The following is a 17,888-nucleotide window of genomic DNA, read 5'->3' on the forward strand; positions in this document are numbered from 1 at the left end:
CGTGGCGGACTTCTTCGCTGAGCACGCGTTGCTCACCGACAGGCTCGGGGTCGATATCGACCCCGAGCTTCTGTCTCTTGCGCTGACTCATCGTTCCTACGCGTATGAGAACGGCGGACTCGCGAACAACGAGCGTCTCGAGTTCCTCGGCGATTCGATCCTGGGTCAGGCGGTGACGGTTCACCTCTTCACGGCGCATCCCGGCCTGGACGAGGGCTCGCTGGCCAAGCGGAGGGCCAGCGTCGTCTCGACCGTCGCGCTGGCAGAAGTCGCGCGGGGCATAGAACTCGGCGCCCACGTCCGTCTCGGTCGCGGTGAGGATCAGACCGGCGGTCGCGACAAGGACTCGATCCTCGCCGACACGATGGAGGCCGTCATCGGGGCGGCTTTCCTCTCGGCCGGTGCCGAAGAGTCGGCTGCGCTTGTGCTGCGTCTCGTCGCTCCGCTCCTCGCCGATCCGGAACGCCACGGCGCGGCGATGGACCCCAAGACGAGTCTGCAGGAACTCGCCGCGCGTCTTGCGCTGGCGCCACCGACCTATGCGGTCATCGCGGAGGGCCCCGATCACAATCGGTCCTTCACCGCGACCGTCGTCGTCGATGATGTGACGCGCACGGGCACGGGGTCGAGCAAGAAGCACGCTGAGATGGCCGCAGCGCTGGCCGTGTGGCATGCGCTGAACGCACGTGCCTGAACTTCCCGAAGTCGAAGTCGTTCGCGCTGGTCTCGCCCCCGCGGTCATCGGCGCGCGGGTGGTCGCGGTGACCGCTCATGACGCGCGCGCTCTCACGAGGCATGACGGTGACTCGGCGGCGTTCGAGGCGGCGCTGACCGGCCGGACATTCGAAGCCGCAGCGCGTCGCGGAAAGTTCCTCTGGCTGCCTCTGCGTGACTTCGCGACAACGCCCCAAGCCCTCATCGCTCACCTCGGTATGAGTGGCCAGTTTCTCTTGCGCCCCGGTGGCGCACCGATTGAGCGGCATGAGCGCATCCGCATCGACATCGCACACCCCGCGCACGGCGAGGTCGCCATCGTGTTCAGCGATCAACGCACTTTCGGCTCGCTCGCCCTGGACGCCCTCGTCCCGACGATGGACGGTGCGCCGGGGGGGTGGGGCACCGATGCCGCGGTGACCCCCTCACAGGTCGCTCACATCGCTCGCGACCCGCTGGACGCCGCATTCTCGGACACCCGGACGATTGCTGCCATGCGGGCGAAGCGGTCGGCGGTCAAACGGGTGCTTCTGGACCAAGCAGTGGTGAGCGGCGTCGGCAACATCTATGCCGATGAAGCGCTGTGGGCGGCCCGCATTCACCCCGAGACCGCGGCGTCCGCTCTTTCACCCGAGGTTGCGGCGCGGCTGCTGGATGAGGTGCGCGCTGTCTTGAACAGGGCCCTCGCTGAGGGCGGGACGAGTTTCGACGCCCAGTACGTCAACGTCAACGGACAGGCGGGGTACTTTGCCCATTCGCTGAACGCCTACGGGCGCGCGGGGGAGCCTTGTCACCGCTGCGGAACACCGATCCGGCGCATCGTCATCGGCGGGCGCTCGTCGCACTTCTGCCCGCGCTGCCAGCGGAAGCGCTAGGAATGCGCGGAGGACTCCGTGAGTCCGGCTCAGTCAGCGGAGGGCCGGAGCGCGAGCCGCGTCTGCGTCTGCGCGGCACCACCTTCCCGCTTGAGTAGCCGCAGCAGGCGATCGAGGGCAGCTGTGTCTGCGGTGCGAATCCGCAGCAGATAGTCATAGGGGCCGGTGACGTGCACTGCGTCAAGGATCTGGCGGACGCCACGGGTCCAGGCGAGGAACTCTTCCGAGTCGCGGTCGGGGGTGAGGCGCACATCGATGAACGCCTCGATCCCGCTGAAGTGCTCGGGTGGATCCGTGCCCAGCACTGCACAATACCCGACGATCACGCCGGTTGACTCCAGCCGTCGCACCCTCGCCGCGGCTGCATTCGTACTCAGGCCTACGTGCCGACCAATCGCGCTGAACGCAGCTCTGCCATCTGCGCGGAGAATGCTGAGAATTTGCTCGTTTACAACGTCCATGTGGTGAATTCTCTCAATTTGCCAGAAAGAAGTGAAGTCCTGGCTCTTAAGGTCAGCAATGCTCAGAGCGTGGATCCCTTCGCCGCGCACACGACCGGCCTGGTCGTCGGTCTCGCACTCGTCATTCCGCTCGGGGCGATCGGAGTGCTGCTGATACAGGAGGGCGCCAGCCTGGGCTGGGCGCGCGGCGTTCCCGCGGCCGCGGCGGTCGCCACTGCGGACCTGCTTTACTGCACAGTCGCCGTCATCGGTGGGGCGGTACTGTCGCCAGTGATCTCCAGCTGGGGGCCGTGGCCGAAGGTGCTCGGCGGCGCGGCCCTGGTGGTGCTCGCGGTGTGGAATCTGATCCGTGCGCGGCGATCCACCGTCAAGGGCAGCCCTGACGCGTTGAGTCCTCGCGGGCGGCCATCCCAACGCTATGCAGTGTTCTTCGGTCTTACCGCGATCAACCCTGCCACCGTGGTGTATTTCGCGGCTACGGTGACGGGGTTCTCGGAACTCATGGCATCAGCCGTGAGCGCGGCCATGTTCGTCGTGGGCGTCGCGGCGGCCTCACTGGGGTGGCAGCTGCTGCTCGTGCTCGTCGGCGCGATTGTTCATTGGAGGGCAGGCGTACGGTTCCGGGGCATCACCGCGATCATGGGGAACTGCGCGGTGTGCACGTTGGGTGTGCTGATGATCGCCGGGGCACTCAGCTGATCCACCCGGTCGGAGCTGACCAGCCTTCGTCTGACGCGCCTCTCGCATTGGCCGCGGCGCGTTGTCGTCGCCGCGTCGCGGGGTACTTTGCCCATTCGCTGAACGCGTATGGACGGCAGGGCAAACCGTGCCCGCGGTGCGGTACGCCGATCGTTCGCGAGAGCTTTATGAACCGCGGCTCGCACTTCTGTCCGAGCTGCCAGCCGCTCGCGGCCCAGTGATGCATGGACGCCTACCGAAGCACCTTCTTCCATGCGCCGTTGTAGGCCACGGGCGTAAACCCGATCGCCTCGTTGATGTCGAGCATGGGGCGGTTCTCCTCGGCGTTGTATGTGATCACCTTGGGGGACAGCGGCGCGTCCTGGGTTCGCCATGTTGTCAACCCCGCGCACTTCACCCGCTGGCCCAGCTTGTGGCCCCGGTGCTCCTTGAGCACGAGTGTGTCTTCCTGGTGGCTCGGGCCTTCGGCATCCGCACTGAGCACGAGCTCGTTGAAGGCAACCAAAGTCCCGCTCGGGATGTGCTGAGCGGCCGTGACGAGAACCCGGCTGCCGGCGTCGAGGTGGCGCTGATCGTGTCGGGCGACGCGCGCCGCATCCCAGACCTCTTCATCGAACTCGAGTGCGGCGCTGGGCGCGTCGGTGGACATTCGAGACTTGACCCACGCATAGCCTTCGACGAACTCCGGGGGAGTCGGCGCGTGCCACTGCACGATTCGGTAATCCGCCGACGCACGCTCCGCTTCGGCAAGGAGCTTCGCGACCGTGCCCTCGGATGCCGCGAGGTCGAGCACGCTCTGCCGCTCGATCTGCTCAAGCGTGTAGCCGTTCGCGAGATAGAACCGCGCCGCCCGGTCTTCCGGGATCGACCCGAAGCCAGTGGGAGCGCTCAGACGCGGACCCTCGACGTCTGGATGCTGCGCCCAGGACTGGAGAACCGTGCGACCGTGCTCCCGTGCCTTTTCTTCGATCAGCGCATACCCGGCTCTCCCGATGCCGCGCCCGTGATGAGAAGCGAGAAGTTCGACGAGCCAGAAGGCGCTACGCGAACCATCCTCGAGCGGGATGTCGACGCCGACGCGACCCACGAACTCACCGTCGGCGATGACAGCCCAGGCGTAGCGGGTCTCGTCCTGATCGCTCCGGTAGAGCGGGAGCAGTTCCTCGGGCGTGACGTCGTCGTCGGCGTTGCCTGCGATCTCGCGGTAGACGAGGTTGCGAACTCGCGCGAACTCAAGGAAGTCGGCGGCGTCCGGATCCGTCAGGGAGTGGGGGAGAATGAGGGGTCGATACTCGACCCCCGTCGCAACGGTCATGGTGTGCTTTCGTGTGAAGGACGTCGCCGGCGCAGAAGATGGGCGGATCATGCCAGCATGCCGCATCGCACGGTCTGCGACCGTCGTCGCGCGTCCGCTGCCGCGTCAAGCGCAGCTCAGACCGCGTGTCGGCCCGTCGCCGCGGCGACGCGCGGTGCGTCCGCTAGCGTTATCGGCACACTCATAGCGCGGAGGGCGTTCGAATGCACCTGAAGAGCCTGACGCTCAAGGGCTTCAAGTCGTTCGCGCAGCCGACCACGTTCGCCCTCGAGCCAGGCGTCACGTGCATCGTCGGTCCGAACGGGTCGGGAAAGTCGAACGTCGTCGATGCTCTCGCGTGGGTCATGGGGGAGCAGGGGGCCAAGACCCTCCGCGGCGGCAAGATGGATGATGTCATCTTCGCCGGCACGTCGACGCGGGGACCGCTCGGCCGCGCCGAGGTACAGCTCACGATCGACAACGCCGACGGAGCGCTCCCGATCGAGTACGGCGAAGTGACGATCAGTCGCACGCTGTTTCGCAATGGGGCGAGCGAGTACGCGATCAATGGACAGACCTGCCGATTGCTCGATGTTCAAGAACTCTTGAGCGACTCGGGGCTCGGACGCGAGATGCACGTCATCGTCGGCCAGGGCCGGCTCGATAGTGTGCTGCAGGCGAGCCCGGAAGATCGTCGCGGCTTCATCGAGGAAGCCGCCGGCATCCTGAAGCATCGTCGCCGCAAGGAGAAGACTCTCCGCAAGCTCGAGGCGATGGAGGCCAACCTCACCCGCCTCAGCGACCTCGCCGGAGAACTGCGACGCCAGCTCAAGCCTCTCGGCAAGCAGGCCGAGGTCGCCCGGGAGGCTGCGACCATCGCCGCCGTCGTCCGTGACGCGAAAGCGCGTCTCTACGCTGATGAGCTGGTGGCGTTGCGCAGTCAGCTCGCCGATCACGCGCGCAACGAACGGGAGCGCCACGCGGAGCGGCTGGTGCTCCAGGACGAGTCGGATCGGCTGAGGCTGCGCATCGACTCCCTCGAGACGCAGCAGAGGTCGGAGGCGGTCGATCGTGCGCGCAGCGTCACCTTCGCTCTCGCGCAGGTGCAGGAACGCCTGCGGGGCCTGTATTCGCTGGCCGGTCAACGGCTGGCACTTCTCGGGGACGACGGCCAGCTCGCGGTCGAGGCCGCGACGGTCACCCAGGGCATGATCGACGATGCACGGGCCGAGGTCGACGGCATCGGCGCGGGCCTCGGTGGCGCGGAGGATGCGGCCGTCGCCGCGTCGCGAGATGTCATCCGGGCACGCGCTGAGCTGGATGCCCTGGATGCGGACATCGCCGCGCAGAGCGCGCTGGTCTCGGCGCACGACATGCGCCTGAGCGCCTTGCGCGGCTCCGCCGATGCAGCCGCTTCGCGCCTGGAGGCGGTGCGAAGTGCGGTCGAGCGCCAGCAGCGGGCGCTCGATGCCGCTCTCGCGCGCCGAGCCGAGGCGGAGGCGGTCCTGGACCAGTTCGATCCGGCCCTCATCCCCGAGGGTTCCGCCGCTGAGCACGCAGCCGCGTACGAACGCGCTCAGCGCGATGCGTCGGACGGCGAGAGCGCGGTCGCCACGCTGCGTGAACGACTGCACTCCGCCGAACGCGAGGTGGAGTCGCTCACCGCGCAGGCAGCCGCGCTCGGACGCGCGCTCGACGTCCGCAATGCGGCCGCCACGGTCGTCGCGCGCGGCGGACGGGACGTGCGGGGACTGATCGGCGACGCAGTGAAAGTGACACCGGGCTTCGAGACCGCCATCGCTGCGGCTCTGGGCGCCCTGGCCGAGGGTGTCCTGGTCGATGATGTCGCAGCCGCATTGCGGGTGGCCCGCACGGCACGCGACGAGGATCTCGGTGCCATCGACATCGCGGTCGCCGACGCCGCAGCCGACGGTCCGCTCGCGCGGCCGGAGGGCATCGGTGCAGGGATCCTCGCGCGCGATGTGGTCACGGCCCCGGCCGGCATCCGGGGCATCCTCGCGCACGTGCTGATCGTCGATGATCTCCAAGCCGCGTACAGTGCGGGCGCAGCGCTGAAGGCTGCGGGGGACCGCTCCTCCGTGAGAATCGTCACGCGCGCGGGAGAGATCATGACGGCGTACTCGCTGCACGCAGGCTCGGGCTCGGGCCGGTCGCGGTTGGAGCTGGGCGCTGAGCGCGACGCGGCTCTCGAACGACTCGGCGAGATCACTGTCGTCGTCGAGTCACTGCGCGAGGCCCTTGCACACAGTCAGCGGGCGTGGGAGGAATCCCGTGTGCAGACGCGCGATGCTCTCGCCCGCTTGCGCGATCACGACGCGGCACTGGCCGCGCACGCCGAGCGGGTCAACCGGGCGACCGTGCGGCACGAGGCCGCGGCAGCCGAGTGCGAGCGACTCGAAAGCGGATTGCGCCAGGCGGAATCCGCTGTCACCGAGGCCGAGTCGGCGGTGCGGGCCGCCGCGGAGGACGTCACCGTGGCTCTCGAAGCGCCGCGCCCGATGTTCGACGCCTCGGCGCGTGAGGGGATGCTGGCTGCGCTGGAAGCGGCGCGCGATGCGGAAATGGGCGCTCGGTTGCACGTCGAGACGCTCAGGGAACGTGTTCGCGCGGGGGAGGCACGTGTGCTCCAGCTGGAACGCCAGCGCGAACGGGAACGCGCCGCGGCGGACGAGGCGGCGCGGCGAGCGCTCATCCGCCGGACCCAGCGCGAGCGCGCCGCGGACGTCGTCGCGACCCTGCCGCCGCTCCTGGACTCGGTCGACCGTTCGGTGGCGCAGGCGCGTGTGGAGCTGGAGATCGCCGAGCAGTCGCGCAGTGCCCTCACGATCGACCTCTCTGAGCTTCGCACTCGAGAGGCGAGCGTGCGTGAGCGGCTCAGCGGGCTGACCGAGAGTGTGCACGGGCTCGAACTTCAGATGCACGAGAAGCGCCTTCATGCGGCGAGTCTCGGCGAACGGATTTCTTCGGAGCTCGGTCTGGACGAGGAGATTCTCATTCGGGAATACGGACCCGACCAACCCATTCCCTCTGACGACGGAGAGGGTGAGCCGCTCGCGTTCGATCGCCCGGCTCAGCGGCGCCGACTGCAGGAGGCCGAGCGCAAGATCGGACTGCTCGGACGTGTGAATCCGCTGGCGCTCGAAGAGTACGCGGCGCTGGAGCAACGGCATGCGTTCCTCACCGAGCAGCTGGCGGATCTCGTGCAGACTCGCGCGGATCTCTTGACGATCATCGAAGAGCTCGACGATCGGATGCAGACGATCTTCCTCGCAGCATTCGAGGACACCCGTACCGCGTTCGGCGAGGTGTTTCCCGTTCTGTTCCCGGGCGGCGCAGGCAGCATTTCGCTGACGGATCCCGAGCATCCGCTGACGACCGGCATCGAGGTTTCGGTGCGGCCGGTCGGGAAGAAGATCGAGCGCTTGTCCCTGCTCTCCGGGGGAGAGCGTTCCTTGGCGGCGGTGGCGCTGCTCACCGCGATCTTCAAGGCGCGTCCGAGCCCGTTCTACATCCTCGACGAGGTGGAGGCAGCACTCGATGATGCGAACCTCGGGCGCCTGCTGGGCGTGTTCGAGCAGCTGCGGCAGTCGAGCCAGCTCATTGTCATCACGCACCAGAAGCGCACGATGGAAATCGCCGACGCTCTCTACGGCGTCTCCATGCGGCAGGACGGCGTGTCGGCCGTCGTCGGACAGCGCGTCCGTGAGCACGCGTAGGCGCATCGCGCCGCGCCCGTAGGCTGGAGTCATGGCGGAGAATCCCTGGTCGATCGGACGTGCGCTGCGCGGCATGTTCGTCAAACCGACCATCGACGAGACCACGTGGGAGGACCTCGAGGCCGCCCTGCTGACGGCGGATTTCGGTCCCGATGTCACCGAGCGACTCGTCGACGAGCTGCGCGAGAAGGTCGAGCGCTACAGGACGACCGATCCCCGCGACCTGCAGCGGATGCTGAAGGAGTCACTCGAAGAGCACTTCGCGAAGTTCGACACGACGCTCCGGCTCACCGAGCGCCCCGCGGTCGTGTTGGTCGTCGGAGTCAACGGCGTCGGCAAGACGACGACGATCGGCAAGTTCGCGAACTACCTGCGGCGATTCGACCGGTCGGTCGTCGTCGGTGCCGCCGACACGTTTCGTGCCGCAGCCGTCGATCAACTCGCCACGTGGGCCGAGCGCGGGGGCGCCGCGATCGTTCGGCCCCAGCACGAGGGGCAGGATCCGGCATCCGTCGCCTACCAGACCATCGGATACGCGAACGAGCACGGTATCGACATCGTGCTCGTCGACACCGCCGGGCGCCTGCACACCAAGGCCGGACTGATGGACGAACTCACCAAGATCCGCCGGGTGATCGAGAAGCAGGCGCCCATCAGCGAGGTCCTGCTCGTCCTCGACGCGACGACCGGTCAGAACGGCGTGATGCAGGCTTCGGCCTTTCTGGAGCACGCCGGCGTCACGGGACTCGTGATCACGAAGCTGGACGGTTCGGCGAAGGGCGGATTCGTGCTCGCGGTTCAGGAGCGCACGGGCATCCCCGTGAAGTTGCTCGGCCAAGGCGAGGGCATCGGGGATCTGACCGGTTTCACGCCGCACGTCTTCGCTGCTGCGCTCGTGGAATGACGCGCCGACACGCCGCCGGGGTCGCGAACCGGCGGCCGTGCTGGTTTCATGGGCATATGGCGATCGAGCACGACTACTTCGGACTCTTGGAGTCCGGTCCCGACGGGTCGATCTTTTGGTCTGAGAACGTCGAGCTGGGCGATCAGCGCGTCACGGTCGACTTGACTGCGCCCGACCAGGACGATGTGTCCGAGGCGGCGCTCGATGTCGCGGCCGCCATGATCTCGTCGCTGGAGGCGATCGACGCGAAGTCGCGCAATGCGATGGTCTCCGAGCTCGACGATCGCACGAGCGAGGTCACCGAATACCTGCTTCAGCAGCAGGAATCGTTCGGCGACGAACTCGAGGACCTGCTCGTGGACATCTCCGGAGACGTCCACGTGGACATCATCCGGTCGCTGCAACTGGTCAGCATGACCATTCTCGCCGACGAGCACGGAGGCTCTGATCCCTTCGCCGTGCTGGAGTACGCGCTTGACCCTGACGACGCCGACGCGGTGCTGCTGGTGAATCTCGGCAGCGACGGCGACGTGCAGTCGGTCACCAGCGCCGACTGAGTCAGACCGCCTGCGCGAAACCCAGGTCGGCGGACGCAGCGAGATGCTCGAGACCCGCGGGTATCGCGCGACCCTTCGATGCCATCGACTGCGCCCAGAGGCGGCCCGCGCGGTAGGAGGAGCGGACGAGGGGGCCGGCCAGCACACCCAGGAATCCGATCCGCTCGGCTTCCTCCTTGAATGCGACGAATTCGTCCGGTCGCACCCAACGAGCGACAGGGAGGTGGCGCGGGGTGGGACGCAGGTACTGCGTGATCGTGACGATGTCGGTGCCGGCGTCGTGCAGGTCCTGCAACGCCTGGACGACTTCGGCGGGTTCCTCGCCCATGCCCAGGATCAGGTTCGATTTGGTGATGAGTCCGGCAGCCCGCGCCTGAGTCAGCACGTCCAGCGACCTCTCGTAGCGGAACGCCGGGCGGATGCGCTTGAAGATCCGCGGCACGGTCTCAACGTTGTGCGCGAAGACCTCTGGCTGAGCGTCGAAGACCTCGCGCAGCAGGTCGGGGTCGCCGTTGAAGTCGGTCGCCAGCAACTCGACGCCCGTGCCGGGGTTCACGGTGTGGATCTGCCGAATCGTTTCGGCGTTCAGCCACGCACCGCCGTCGGGCAGGTCGTCCCGGGCGACGCAGGTCACGGTGGCGTAGCGCAGCTGCATCCGGCGCACACTGTCGGCGACGCGGCGCGGCTCGTCGGTGTCGTAGTCGGCCGGCTTTCCCGTGTCGATCTGGCAGAAATCGCATCGGCGCGTGCACTGTGAGCCGCCGATGAGGAAGGTCGCTTCGCGATCCTCCCAGCACTCGTAGATGTTCGGGCAACCCGCTTCTTGACAGACGGTGTGGAGCCCCTCGTCCTTGACGAGCGAGTGCAGCGCCGCATACTCGGGCCCCATCTTGGCGCGTGTCTTGATCCACTCAGGCTTGCGCTCGATCGGGGTCTGTGCGTTGCGCACCTCCAGTCGAAGAAGCTTGCGCCCCTCCGGTCCGCCGGCGGGCGGGACGGATGCCGGTGCTCCGCACGCGCTCACGCGGCGACCTCCGCGCCGGCAGCGGCGAAGTCCTTCGCGAAAGCTGCGGCGACACGGGGAAGCACATCCGCGGGCGTGAGGTCCGCGCCGGTCATCTCGCTCAGCGTCGTCACTCCGGCATCCGCGATCCCGCACGGCACGATCTGGGTGAATGGCACGAGTGAATTGTCGCAATTGAGTGCGAAGCCGTGCATGGTCACTCCGCGCTGAACTCGGACCCCGATGGCGGCGATCTTCGCTTCGCTCAGCGGGCGCCGCACCCACACACCGCTGCGGCCCTCGACGCGATAGCCGTCGACGTCGTAACTGCGGAGGATGTCGATCAGAACGCCCTCGATCCGCCGCACGTGCGCGACGACGTCGAGCGGCTCGGCAAGGCGGACGAGCGGGTAGCCGACGAGCTGGCCGGGCCCATGCCAGGTGATCTTGCCGCCGCGGTCGACATCGATGACGGGGGTGCCGTCGGTCGGCCGCTCATGGCGGGCCGTGCGCGCTCCGGCCGTGAAGACGGACTCGTGCTCGAGCAAGAGGAGGGTGTCGGGGCGCTGCCCCGCGACGATCTCGGCGTGCAGCCGACGCTGGAGATCCCAGCCCTCTTGGTAGGGGACGAAGTGGGGGTCGAGGCCCAGAGTCTGAATATCCATCATCCGACACTCCGCTTTCGATGCTCGAGGATCATTGTGATTGTTGGATCGCGTCCAACGATACCGGTCGCTACGTCGGCCGGGGCGGCCGGCGAGCTGTTCGCGGACCCGGCCGCCGGCCTCTTGGGGTACGCGGAAAGCTCTCATGCCGGATCCTCCGCGGAACGCGCGCGCTCCGGCGATAGAATCGGGGGACCATGGCGACCTTCGGCACCCTCAGCGACCGGCTGACAGAGACCTTCCGCAACCTCCGCACGAAGGGCAAGCTCACGCCCGCCGATGTCGACGGGACCGTCCGCGAGATCCGCCGTGCCCTGCTCGACGCGGACGTCGCCCTCGCTGTCGTCAAGGAGTTCACGGCCAAGGTGCGTGAACGCGCGCTCGGCGATGAGGTCAACAAGGCGTTGAATCCGGCCCAGCAGGTCGTGCAGATCGTCAACGAAGAGCTCATCGCGATCCTCGGGGGCCAGCAGCGCCGGTTGCAGTTCGCGAAGACCGCCCCCACCGTCATCATGCTGGCGGGCCTGCAGGGCTCGGGCAAGACGACGTTCGCCGGCAAGCTCGCCAAACAGCTCGAGAAGGAAGGTCACACGCCGCTGCTCGTCGCCGCCGACCTCCAGCGACCGAACGCCGTGACCCAGCTGCAGGTCGTCGCCCAGCAGGCGGGGGCCGCCGTGTACGCGCCGGAGCCGGGCAACGGCATCGGCGACCCCGTGCGCGTCGCGCGGGACGGTGTCGACACCGCGCGCCGACAGCAGCACGACATCGTGATCATCGACACGGCGGGACGCCTCGGTGTGGATGCCGAGATGATGAAGCAGGCATCCGACATCCGCAAGGCCGTCGATCCCGACGAAGTGCTGTTCGTGATCGACGCGATGATCGGTCAGGATGCCGTCACCACGGCCAGGGCATTCCAGGACGGCGTCGATTTCACCGGCGTGGTCCTTTCCAAGCTCGACGGTGACGCCCGCGGCGGTGCTGCCCTGTCGGTGGCGTCGGTCACCGGTCGTCCGATCCTCTACGCCTCCACGGGGGAAGGGCTCGATGATCTCGAAGCCTTCCACCCCGACCGGATGGCCAGCCGCATCCTGGATCTCGGTGACATCCTCACCCTGATCGAGCAGGCCCAGACGGCGTTCGACGAAGCCGAAGCCATGAAGATGGCCGAGAAGCTCGCGACCGATCAGTTCACCCTCGAAGACTTCCTCGACCAGCTTCAGCAGGTGAAGAAGATGGGATCGATGAAGAAGATGCTCGGGATGCTCCCGGGGATGGGTCAGATGAAGCAGCAGCTGGACGATTTCGACGACAGGGAGATCGACCGCACGGAGGCGATCATCCGTTCGATGACGCTCGCCGAGCGCCGCAATCCCAAGGTGCTCAACGGTTCACGGCGACTGCGCATCGCGCGCGGCTCGGGCGTGACCGTGACCGACGTCAACCAGCTGGTCCAGCGTTTCGACCAGGCCGCGAAGATGATGAAGACCGTCGCCCGCGGAGGAGTCCCCTCGATACCGGGGATGGGGCCGCTGGGCGGCAAGCCGGGGGCATCGTCCAAACGCGGCGGCAAGCGGAAGTCGGGGAACGTGGGTTCCCGCTCGGGCAACCCTGCCAAGCGAGCGGCCGAGAATGCCGGGATCGCGGCGACGACGGCGCCTGGGACCGGGGCGGGATTCGGTCTCGGAGGACGCGGCGCCGAGCCGACTCCGCAAGACCTCGCCGAGATTCAGAAGCTCTTCGGCAAGAGCTGATCGGTCAGCTCCCGAGCGATGCCAGGTGATCGCGCAGGGTGGGTCCGGCGCGGAACTCGCGGATCAGGTGGTGGACGACGGCGCGCAGATCGCCGTCGGCCGCCTCGGCCACGAGTACCTGGCGAGTCGAGCTCGCGCCTCTCGAGAGGATTGTTCCGATCTCGTCGAACTCGCGGGAGCAGTGCAGGTCTGCCGCGACCGGCGCGAGGGACGACAGCGTGTCGAGCAGGTGCTCGCTCACGGGGCGTTGCGTGCCCGCGCGGTCGACGATGACGTCGGCATCGAGGCCGTACCGAGCCGCGCGCCACTTGTTCTCGCGGACATACCAGGGCTGCAGCGAGGGCAGCTCGCGGCCGTCGTCGAGTTCGCGGGAGAAATGCTCGACGAGCACCTGCACCAGGGCGGCGACGGCGGCCAACTCCGGAAGCGTCGACATCCCGTCGCACGCGCGGACCTCGATCGTGCCCCACCGCGGTGCCGGCCGGATGTCCCAGCGCACTTCGCTCGAGTCGTCCAGGGTCCCGGTGCGCACGAGATCCTCGAGATACGACTCGTACTGCGACCAGTCGGTCAGCGGCCAGGGCAACCCCGCGGTCGGCAGCTGCTGGAACACGAGTGCCCGATTCGAGGAGTATCCGGTACGTTCGCCGGCCCAGAACGGGCTCGAGGCGGAGAGTGCCTGGAGATGCGGAAGGTAGATCGTGAGCGCATTGATGATCGGGAAGACCTTGTTGACGTCTTCCACGCCGACATGCACGTGGATGCCCCAGATCATCATGTTGCGCCCCCACCACTGCGTGCGCTCGATCAGCCTCTGGTAGCGCGTCTTGTCGGTGACCTGCTGTTCGTACCACTGCGCGAACGGGTGGCTGCCGGCGCACAGCAACTCCACGCCGAGCGGGTTGGTGATCGTCCGCACCTTTGCGATGGCATCGGCGATGTCGTCGACGGCCGTGGCGACGGTGTCGCCGATCCCGCTCGTCACCTCGATCGTGTTGGTCAGGAGTTCGCCGGTGATGGTGTATCGCTCGAGTGCGTCGCGCTCGCCCAGAGCCGCGAGGATCTCAGGCGCGCGGGGGACAAGATCGCCTGTCTTCCCGTCGGCCAGCATGAGTTCCCATTCCAGCCCCACTGTCGAGCGGGCGGATGTCGCGAACGGCTCCGTCATCCGCACAGTCTGACACGGCACGGGCCGTGGTTCGCGGCATGCGTCATGATCTGGCAAAATAGACAGTTGGACCGCTTGCCCGACCCTCTCATCGAGCGAGAAGACCCATCACAGAGCTTCCGCCGGGCGTGCACCCCACAGCCCAGGCGACGTTCATCACGCACAACAGCACTCAAGGAGAAATGTGGCTGTCAAGATTCGTCTCAAGCGCCTCGGCAAGATCCGAGCGCCCTACTATCGCATCGTCGTGGCCGACTCGCGCACCAAGCGCGACGGCCGCGTGATCGAAGAGATCGGAAAGTACCACCCGACCGAGGAGCCCTCGTTGATCGAGGTCGACTCCGAGCGTGCGCAGTACTGGCTCTCGGTGGGCGCTCAGCCGACCGAGCAGGTCACCGCGCTCCTCAAGCTCACGGGCGACTGGGGCAAGTTCAAGGGTGACGCGAACGCCGTCTCGACAGTGAGGACCAAAGAGACCAAGGAGGCGTTCCAGATCGACGCCGCCAAGAAGTCCGTCCTTCGGCCCAAGGTCGAGAAGAAGTCGGAAGAGCCCGCTGCCGCTGCCGACGAGGCTGCCGACGCCGACGACGCGACGGAAGCGGAGTAGTCACGGTGCTGGCCGCCGCACTCGAGCACATCGTCAAGGGGATCGTCGATCACCCGGACGATGTCGCCATCCGTTCCTCCACGTCACCCCGCGGTGACGTGCTCGAGGTGCGCGTGCACCCCGATGACCGTGGACGGGTGATCGGGCGCGGCGGGCGCACCGCCAAGGCGCTGCGCACGCTCATGTCGGCCCTCGCCGACGGCGTGCGCGTGCGCGTCGACGTCGCGGACGACTGACGTGACCGCCGGTCCCCCCCGGACGCAGCTTCGCGTCGGGCGACTCGTCAAGGCCCACGGTCTGAAGGGCGCACTCAAGCTGGAGCTCTACACGGACGACCCGGACGGGCGCTTCGTGCCTGGCGCCGTCTTCACACTGCAGGTCCCGGAATCCTCGCCGTGGCACGGCAAGACGGTGACCGTGCGGGAGTTCCGCTGGATGAACTCACACCCTGTCGTCTTCTTCGAGGACATCGAGGACCGAGAGAGCGCGGATTCGATCGTCCGCGCGATCCTGTGGATCGATCAGGACGTCTCCGGCGCCGTCGTCGAAGAGGATGCCTGGTACGACCACCAGCTCGTCGGACTCGAGGTCATCCGGGACGGCGTCCGCGTGGGTCGCATCATCCGTGTCGACCACCTGCCGGCACAGGACCTGCTGATCGTGGCGCCCGACGCTGGTGACAGTGAGATCCTGGTGCCGTTCGTCGCGGCGATCGTGCCGGAGGTCAACCCGCTCGCCGGTCACATCGTGGTCACGCCGCCACCGGGACTCTTCGAGGAGCTTCCGGCCGAACCGGACGAGGCTTCCGCTTCGGCCGACGAGACGGAAGCGAACTCCGAGGGCTGACGTGCGCATCGACGTCGTCACGATCTTTCCCGCCTTCTTCGACATCCTGGATGTCTCTCTCCTGGGCAAGGCCCGCGGGGCGGGGCTGCTCGACGTGCGCATCCACGACCTGAGGGCTCATACGCACGATCGTCACCGCACCGTCGACGATTCGCCCTATGGCGGCGGTGCGGGAATGGTGATGAAGCCCGAACCGTGGGGCGACGCACTCGACCAGATCGTGGAGCGGACGGATGCCGGCATCCGCCCGACGATCATCTTCCCTTCACCGGCCGGTGAGGTGTTCACTCAGACGACTGCGCGCGATTTGTCGACGCGCGAGCATCTGGTGTTCGGTTGCGGCCGCTATGAGGGGATCGATGAGCGGGTCTTCGCCTATGCCGCGACGCGAGGCGATGTGCGCCTCATCAGCCTCGGCGACTACGTCCTGAATGGGGGAGAAGTAGCGGCGATGGCGATGATCGAGGCCATCGGCCGACTTGTGCCCGGCGTCGTCGGCAATCCGGAGAGCCTGGTCGAAGAGTCGCACGAAGACGGGCTGCTCGAGTACCCGTCATTCACCAAGCCGGCCACGTGGCGCGGATACGACGTGCCGGAGGTGCTCCTGAGCGGCCACCACGGCCGCGTGGCGCAGTGGCGCCATGAGCAGCAGATCGAGCGCACGCGCGCGCGTCGACCCGATCTGCTGCCCGACACCGACCGAGACTGATTCGCTCGAGCGCCTTCAGTCCACGCCGAGGAAGGAACGGTCGGTGAGGATGACTGGTCCGTCGTCTGTGATCGCGACCGTGTGCTCCGAGTGCGCGCCGCGGGAGCCGTCGGCGCTCCGCAACGTCCAGCCGTCCACGTCGGTGATGAGCTCGTCGGTCGTCTGCAGGAACCACGGCTCGAGGGCGAGGACCAGCCCCGCCCGCAACGGGTAGCCGCGGCCGGGTTTGCCGTCGTTGGGTACGTGCGGATCGCCGTGCATGACCCGTCCGACGCCGTGACCGCCGAAGTCGGTGTTGATCGACAGGCCGTCGGCGTGCGCTGTCTGAGCCGTGGCGAACGAGATGTCGCCGATGCGGTTTCCGACGACGGCGGCGCCGATCGCCGCGTCCAGCGCGCGTTGGGTCGTATCGATGAGGGCGAGGTCTTCGTCCCGGGGAGTGCCCACGACGAAGGAGACCGCCGAGTCCGCCACCCAGCCGTCGACCGCGACGGCGAAGTCCAGCGAGACCAGGTCGCCGTCGCGCAGGACGTAGTCGTGGGGGAGCCCGTGCAGGACGGCGTCATTCACCGACGTGCAGATGACCTTCCCGAAAGGGCCCGTGCTGAATGACGGGTGATAGTCGATGTAGCACGATTCCGCCCCCGCCCGGCGAATCAGTTCGTGCGCTCGGCGGTCGATCGACAGCAGGTTCGTCCCCACCGTGGTTTCCGCCCGCAGGGTGACCAGCGTCTCCGCGACGAATCGTCCGGCGGGGCGCATCGCTTCGATCTCAGCGGGGGTGCGCAGCTCGATCATTGGGATCCTTTCCTCAGCCTCCATTGTCCCTGACCGGCGTAGCATCGGGGCATGTGGTTGCGTCGCGCGTTCTTTCAATGGCTGATCCCGGCCGCCTTCGTGCTGCCCCTGTGGCTGCTCATCGGCTGGATCGTCTTCGGAGCGAGCCCCTGGGCGCTGCTGTGGGTCTTCGTCTCGGTGCCGGTCGTGTTCATCGGGCAGCTGACGCTGTCGCTGCTGGTTCGGGCGCGCGGGACGGTGCGCATCTCTCGCTCGGTGTCGTGGATCGATGTCGCCCTTTTCGGCGCCTGGCACGTGCTGATCGTCGCGCTCGGCGTGTTCTCGAACCCGTGGTGGTGGCCTGTGCTGGGCGTGACGGTGGCCGTCGGCGTCGCGCTGCTGTGGACGCAGCTCTGGGAGCTTTGGCGAGAAGCGAAGCCGATGGTCGCGATGCGGCGAACCGCCGACGGCGTCGCCTACATCCCCGCGCCGCGGTTCGAGACGACGCGGGGCGCAGCCCCTGGGGTCGTCGTCGTCAGCGAGCGTCCGGGGCCACCGCCGGCCTGACGCGACGCGGACGCCGGTTTGGCGGGGGAGACCGTCCATGGCAGAATGGTCTTTTGTGCCCTGAATCGGCTCTGCCTCAGGGGAGCGCGGCCTCCGGAAACGGATGTCTCGGGCACACATCACCTTTCCCATACATCTCGCGATCGACCTGTGGCGGTCGCAGGAAGTGACGATCATGCAGATCCTCGACTCCGTCGATGCGGCTTCGCTCCGCTCCGACATCCCCACGTTCGGCCCCGGCGACAACGTCAAGGTCCACGTCAACATCACCGAGGGAAGCCGCTCCCGTATCCAGGTGTTCCAGGGCATCGTCATCGGCCGCTCGGGTGACGGGGTGCGCGAGACCTTCACGGTCCGCAAGATCAGCTTCCAGGTGGGGGTGGAGCGCACCTTCCCCGTGCACAGCCCCGTGATCGATCACATCGAGGTCGTCACGCGTGGAGACGTGCGCCGCGCGAAGCTCTACTACCTGCGTGAACTGCGCGGCAAGAAGGCCAAGATCAAGGAGAAGCGCGACCGCTGAGTCACGCTTCCTTCTTCCTTCTTCCTTC

At 67.4% G+C, this 17,888-nt stretch carries 19 protein-coding genes and 2 pseudogenes; 14 read left to right on the forward strand and 7 right to left on the reverse strand.

The window, feature by feature from the left end:
• Window position 1 precedes the first annotated feature (1 nt).
• Complete coding sequence (gene rnc, locus QZV81_RS03400) at window positions 2–694, forward strand: ribonuclease III (protein WP_292832524.1); 693 nt, start codon at window positions 2–4, stop codon at window positions 692–694.
• A complete protein-coding gene (gene mutM / locus QZV81_RS03405) occupies window positions 687–1,589 on the forward strand; it encodes a bifunctional DNA-formamidopyrimidine glycosylase/DNA-(apurinic or apyrimidinic site) lyase (protein WP_292832526.1) in 903 nt (300 codons plus the stop codon). Before rnc ends, mutM begins: the two co-directional genes overlap by 8 nt.
• A 29-nt stretch (window positions 1,590–1,618) precedes the next feature.
• On the opposite strand, the gene QZV81_RS03410 is transcribed toward mutM, so the two are convergent.
• A complete protein-coding gene (locus QZV81_RS03410; protein WP_292832726.1) occupies window positions 1,619–1,894 on the reverse strand; it encodes an Lrp/AsnC ligand binding domain-containing protein in 276 nt (91 codons plus the stop codon).
• Between the two features lie 27 nt (window positions 1,895–1,921).
• Window positions 1,922–2,050: pseudogene (locus tag QZV81_RS03415) on the reverse strand (AsnC family protein); the annotation flags it as partial.
• A 69-nt stretch (window positions 2,051–2,119) separates the two neighbouring features.
• Here QZV81_RS03415 and QZV81_RS03420 point away from each other — a divergent pair.
• The gene (locus QZV81_RS03420; protein ID WP_292832529.1) at window positions 2,120–2,749 is read left to right on the forward strand and encodes a LysE family transporter; all 630 of its coding nucleotides are present in this window, start codon (window positions 2,120–2,122) and stop codon (window positions 2,747–2,749) included.
• Window positions 2,750–2,826: 77 nt separating this feature from the next.
• Window positions 2,827–2,970, forward strand: a pseudogene (locus QZV81_RS03425) (zinc finger domain-containing protein); the annotation flags it as partial.
• A gap of 11 nt (window positions 2,971–2,981) precedes the next feature.
• Here the strand turns inward: QZV81_RS03425 and QZV81_RS03430 are convergent.
• Complete coding sequence (locus QZV81_RS03430; RefSeq protein ID WP_292832532.1) at window positions 2,982–4,064, reverse strand: GNAT family N-acetyltransferase; 1,083 nt, start codon at window positions 4,062–4,064, stop codon at window positions 2,982–2,984.
• 203 nt (window positions 4,065–4,267) lie between these two features.
• Between QZV81_RS03430 and smc the strand changes: the two genes are divergently transcribed.
• Genes smc through QZV81_RS03445 form a run of 3 tightly spaced genes read left to right on the forward strand, consistent with a single transcriptional unit; the run spans window position 4,268 to window position 9,241 of the window.
• A complete protein-coding gene (smc, locus tag QZV81_RS03435) occupies window positions 4,268–7,780 on the forward strand; it encodes a chromosome segregation protein SMC (RefSeq protein ID WP_292832535.1) in 3,513 nt (1,170 codons plus the stop codon).
• 31 nt (window positions 7,781–7,811) lie between these two features.
• Complete coding sequence (gene ftsY / locus QZV81_RS03440; RefSeq protein ID WP_292832538.1) at window positions 7,812–8,684, forward strand: signal recognition particle-docking protein FtsY; 873 nt, start codon at window positions 7,812–7,814, stop codon at window positions 8,682–8,684.
• Between the two features lie 56 nt (window positions 8,685–8,740).
• Window positions 8,741–9,241 (forward strand): DUF2004 domain-containing protein, encoded by a 501-nt coding sequence (locus tag QZV81_RS03445; protein ID WP_292832542.1) that lies wholly within the window; start codon window positions 8,741–8,743, stop codon window positions 9,239–9,241.
• A gap of 1 nt (window position 9,242) precedes the next feature.
• On the opposite strand, the gene lipA is transcribed toward QZV81_RS03445, so the two are convergent.
• Window positions 9,243–10,265: a lipoyl synthase gene (lipA, locus tag QZV81_RS03450; protein WP_292832545.1), complete on the reverse strand. Its 1,023-nt coding sequence runs from the start codon at window positions 10,263–10,265 to the stop codon at window positions 9,243–9,245.
• The gene (gene lipB / locus QZV81_RS03455; protein ID WP_292832548.1) at window positions 10,262–11,056 is read right to left on the reverse strand and encodes a lipoyl(octanoyl) transferase LipB; all 795 of its coding nucleotides are present in this window, start codon (window positions 11,054–11,056) and stop codon (window positions 10,262–10,264) included. The genes lipA and lipB overlap by 4 nt, the downstream gene beginning before the upstream one ends.
• Window positions 11,057–11,106: 50 nt before the next feature.
• Here lipB and ffh point away from each other — a divergent pair, with 50 nt between their 5' ends.
• Window positions 11,107–12,663 (forward strand): signal recognition particle protein, encoded by a 1,557-nt coding sequence (gene ffh / locus QZV81_RS03460; protein WP_292832551.1) that lies wholly within the window; start codon window positions 11,107–11,109, stop codon window positions 12,661–12,663.
• A gap of 4 nt (window positions 12,664–12,667) precedes the next feature.
• Here the strand turns inward: ffh and QZV81_RS03465 are convergent, their stop codons facing one another.
• Window positions 12,668–13,831: a glutamate--cysteine ligase gene (locus tag QZV81_RS03465; protein WP_292832554.1), complete on the reverse strand. Its 1,164-nt coding sequence runs from the start codon at window positions 13,829–13,831 to the stop codon at window positions 12,668–12,670.
• Window positions 13,832–14,015: 184 nt separating this feature from the next.
• Here QZV81_RS03465 and rpsP point away from each other — a divergent pair, with 184 nt between their 5' ends.
• The 4 genes from rpsP to trmD are packed head-to-tail and all read left to right on the forward strand — an operon-like array spanning window position 14,016 to window position 15,993.
• Window positions 14,016–14,438 (forward strand): 30S ribosomal protein S16, encoded by a 423-nt coding sequence (gene rpsP / locus QZV81_RS03470; protein WP_292832557.1) that lies wholly within the window; start codon window positions 14,016–14,018, stop codon window positions 14,436–14,438.
• 5 nt (window positions 14,439–14,443) lie between these two features.
• Window positions 14,444–14,674: an RNA-binding protein gene (locus tag QZV81_RS03475; protein WP_292832560.1), complete on the forward strand. Its 231-nt coding sequence runs from the start codon at window positions 14,444–14,446 to the stop codon at window positions 14,672–14,674.
• 1 nt (window position 14,675) lies between these two features.
• Window positions 14,676–15,284: a ribosome maturation factor RimM gene (rimM, locus tag QZV81_RS03480; RefSeq protein ID WP_292832563.1), complete on the forward strand. Its 609-nt coding sequence runs from the start codon at window positions 14,676–14,678 to the stop codon at window positions 15,282–15,284.
• A 1-nt stretch (window position 15,285) separates the two neighbouring features.
• Window positions 15,286–15,993 (forward strand): tRNA (guanosine(37)-N1)-methyltransferase TrmD, encoded by a 708-nt coding sequence (gene trmD, locus QZV81_RS03485; RefSeq protein ID WP_292832566.1) that lies wholly within the window; start codon window positions 15,286–15,288, stop codon window positions 15,991–15,993.
• A 15-nt stretch (window positions 15,994–16,008) separates the two neighbouring features.
• Here trmD and map read toward each other — a convergent pair whose 3' ends face one another.
• The gene (gene map, locus QZV81_RS03490) at window positions 16,009–16,791 is read right to left on the reverse strand and encodes a type I methionyl aminopeptidase (protein ID WP_292832569.1); all 783 of its coding nucleotides are present in this window, start codon (window positions 16,789–16,791) and stop codon (window positions 16,009–16,011) included.
• 51 nt (window positions 16,792–16,842) lie between these two features.
• On the opposite strand from map, the gene QZV81_RS03495 reads away from it, so the two are divergent.
• Both QZV81_RS03495 and rplS read left to right on the forward strand, forming a co-directional pair.
• Complete coding sequence (locus QZV81_RS03495) at window positions 16,843–17,337, forward strand: MFS transporter permease (RefSeq protein ID WP_292832572.1); 495 nt, start codon at window positions 16,843–16,845, stop codon at window positions 17,335–17,337.
• Between the two features lie 175 nt (window positions 17,338–17,512).
• Entirely contained in the window at window positions 17,513–17,860 is a 348-nt protein-coding gene (gene rplS / locus QZV81_RS03500; RefSeq protein WP_292832729.1) for a 50S ribosomal protein L19, read from the forward strand.
• Window positions 17,861–17,888: the final 28 nt, after the last annotated feature.

The organism is Microbacterium sp. (genome assembly GCF_011620665.1).
GTDB lineage: Bacteria > Actinomycetota > Actinomycetes > Actinomycetales > Microbacteriaceae > Microbacterium.

Excerpts from the sequence above, each read along its gene's own strand:
- QZV81_RS03430 (WP_292832532.1), bottom strand. The coding sequence starts at position 4,064 with ATGACCGTTGCGACGGGGGTCGAGTATCGACCCCTCATTCTCCCCCAC.
- smc (WP_292832535.1), top strand. The coding sequence starts at position 4,268 with ATGCACCTGAAGAGCCTGACGCTCAAGGGCTTCAAGTCGTTCGCGCAG.
- ftsY (WP_292832538.1), top strand. The coding sequence starts at position 7,812 with ATGGCGGAGAATCCCTGGTCGATCGGACGTGCGCTGCGCGGCATGTTC.
- QZV81_RS03445 (WP_292832542.1), top strand. The coding sequence starts at position 8,741 with ATGGCGATCGAGCACGACTACTTCGGACTCTTGGAGTCCGGTCCCGAC.
- lipB (WP_292832548.1), bottom strand. The coding sequence starts at position 11,056 with ATGAGAGCTTTCCGCGTACCCCAAGAGGCCGGCGGCCGGGTCCGCGAA.
- ffh (WP_292832551.1), top strand. The coding sequence starts at position 11,107 with ATGGCGACCTTCGGCACCCTCAGCGACCGGCTGACAGAGACCTTCCGC.
- QZV81_RS03465 (WP_292832554.1), bottom strand. The coding sequence starts at position 13,831 with ATGACGGAGCCGTTCGCGACATCCGCCCGCTCGACAGTGGGGCTGGAA.
- map (WP_292832569.1), bottom strand. The coding sequence starts at position 16,791 with ATGATCGAGCTGCGCACCCCCGCTGAGATCGAAGCGATGCGCCCCGCC.
- QZV81_RS03495 (WP_292832572.1), top strand. The coding sequence starts at position 16,843 with ATGTGGTTGCGTCGCGCGTTCTTTCAATGGCTGATCCCGGCCGCCTTC.
- rplS (WP_292832729.1), top strand. The coding sequence starts at position 17,513 with ATGCAGATCCTCGACTCCGTCGATGCGGCTTCGCTCCGCTCCGACATC.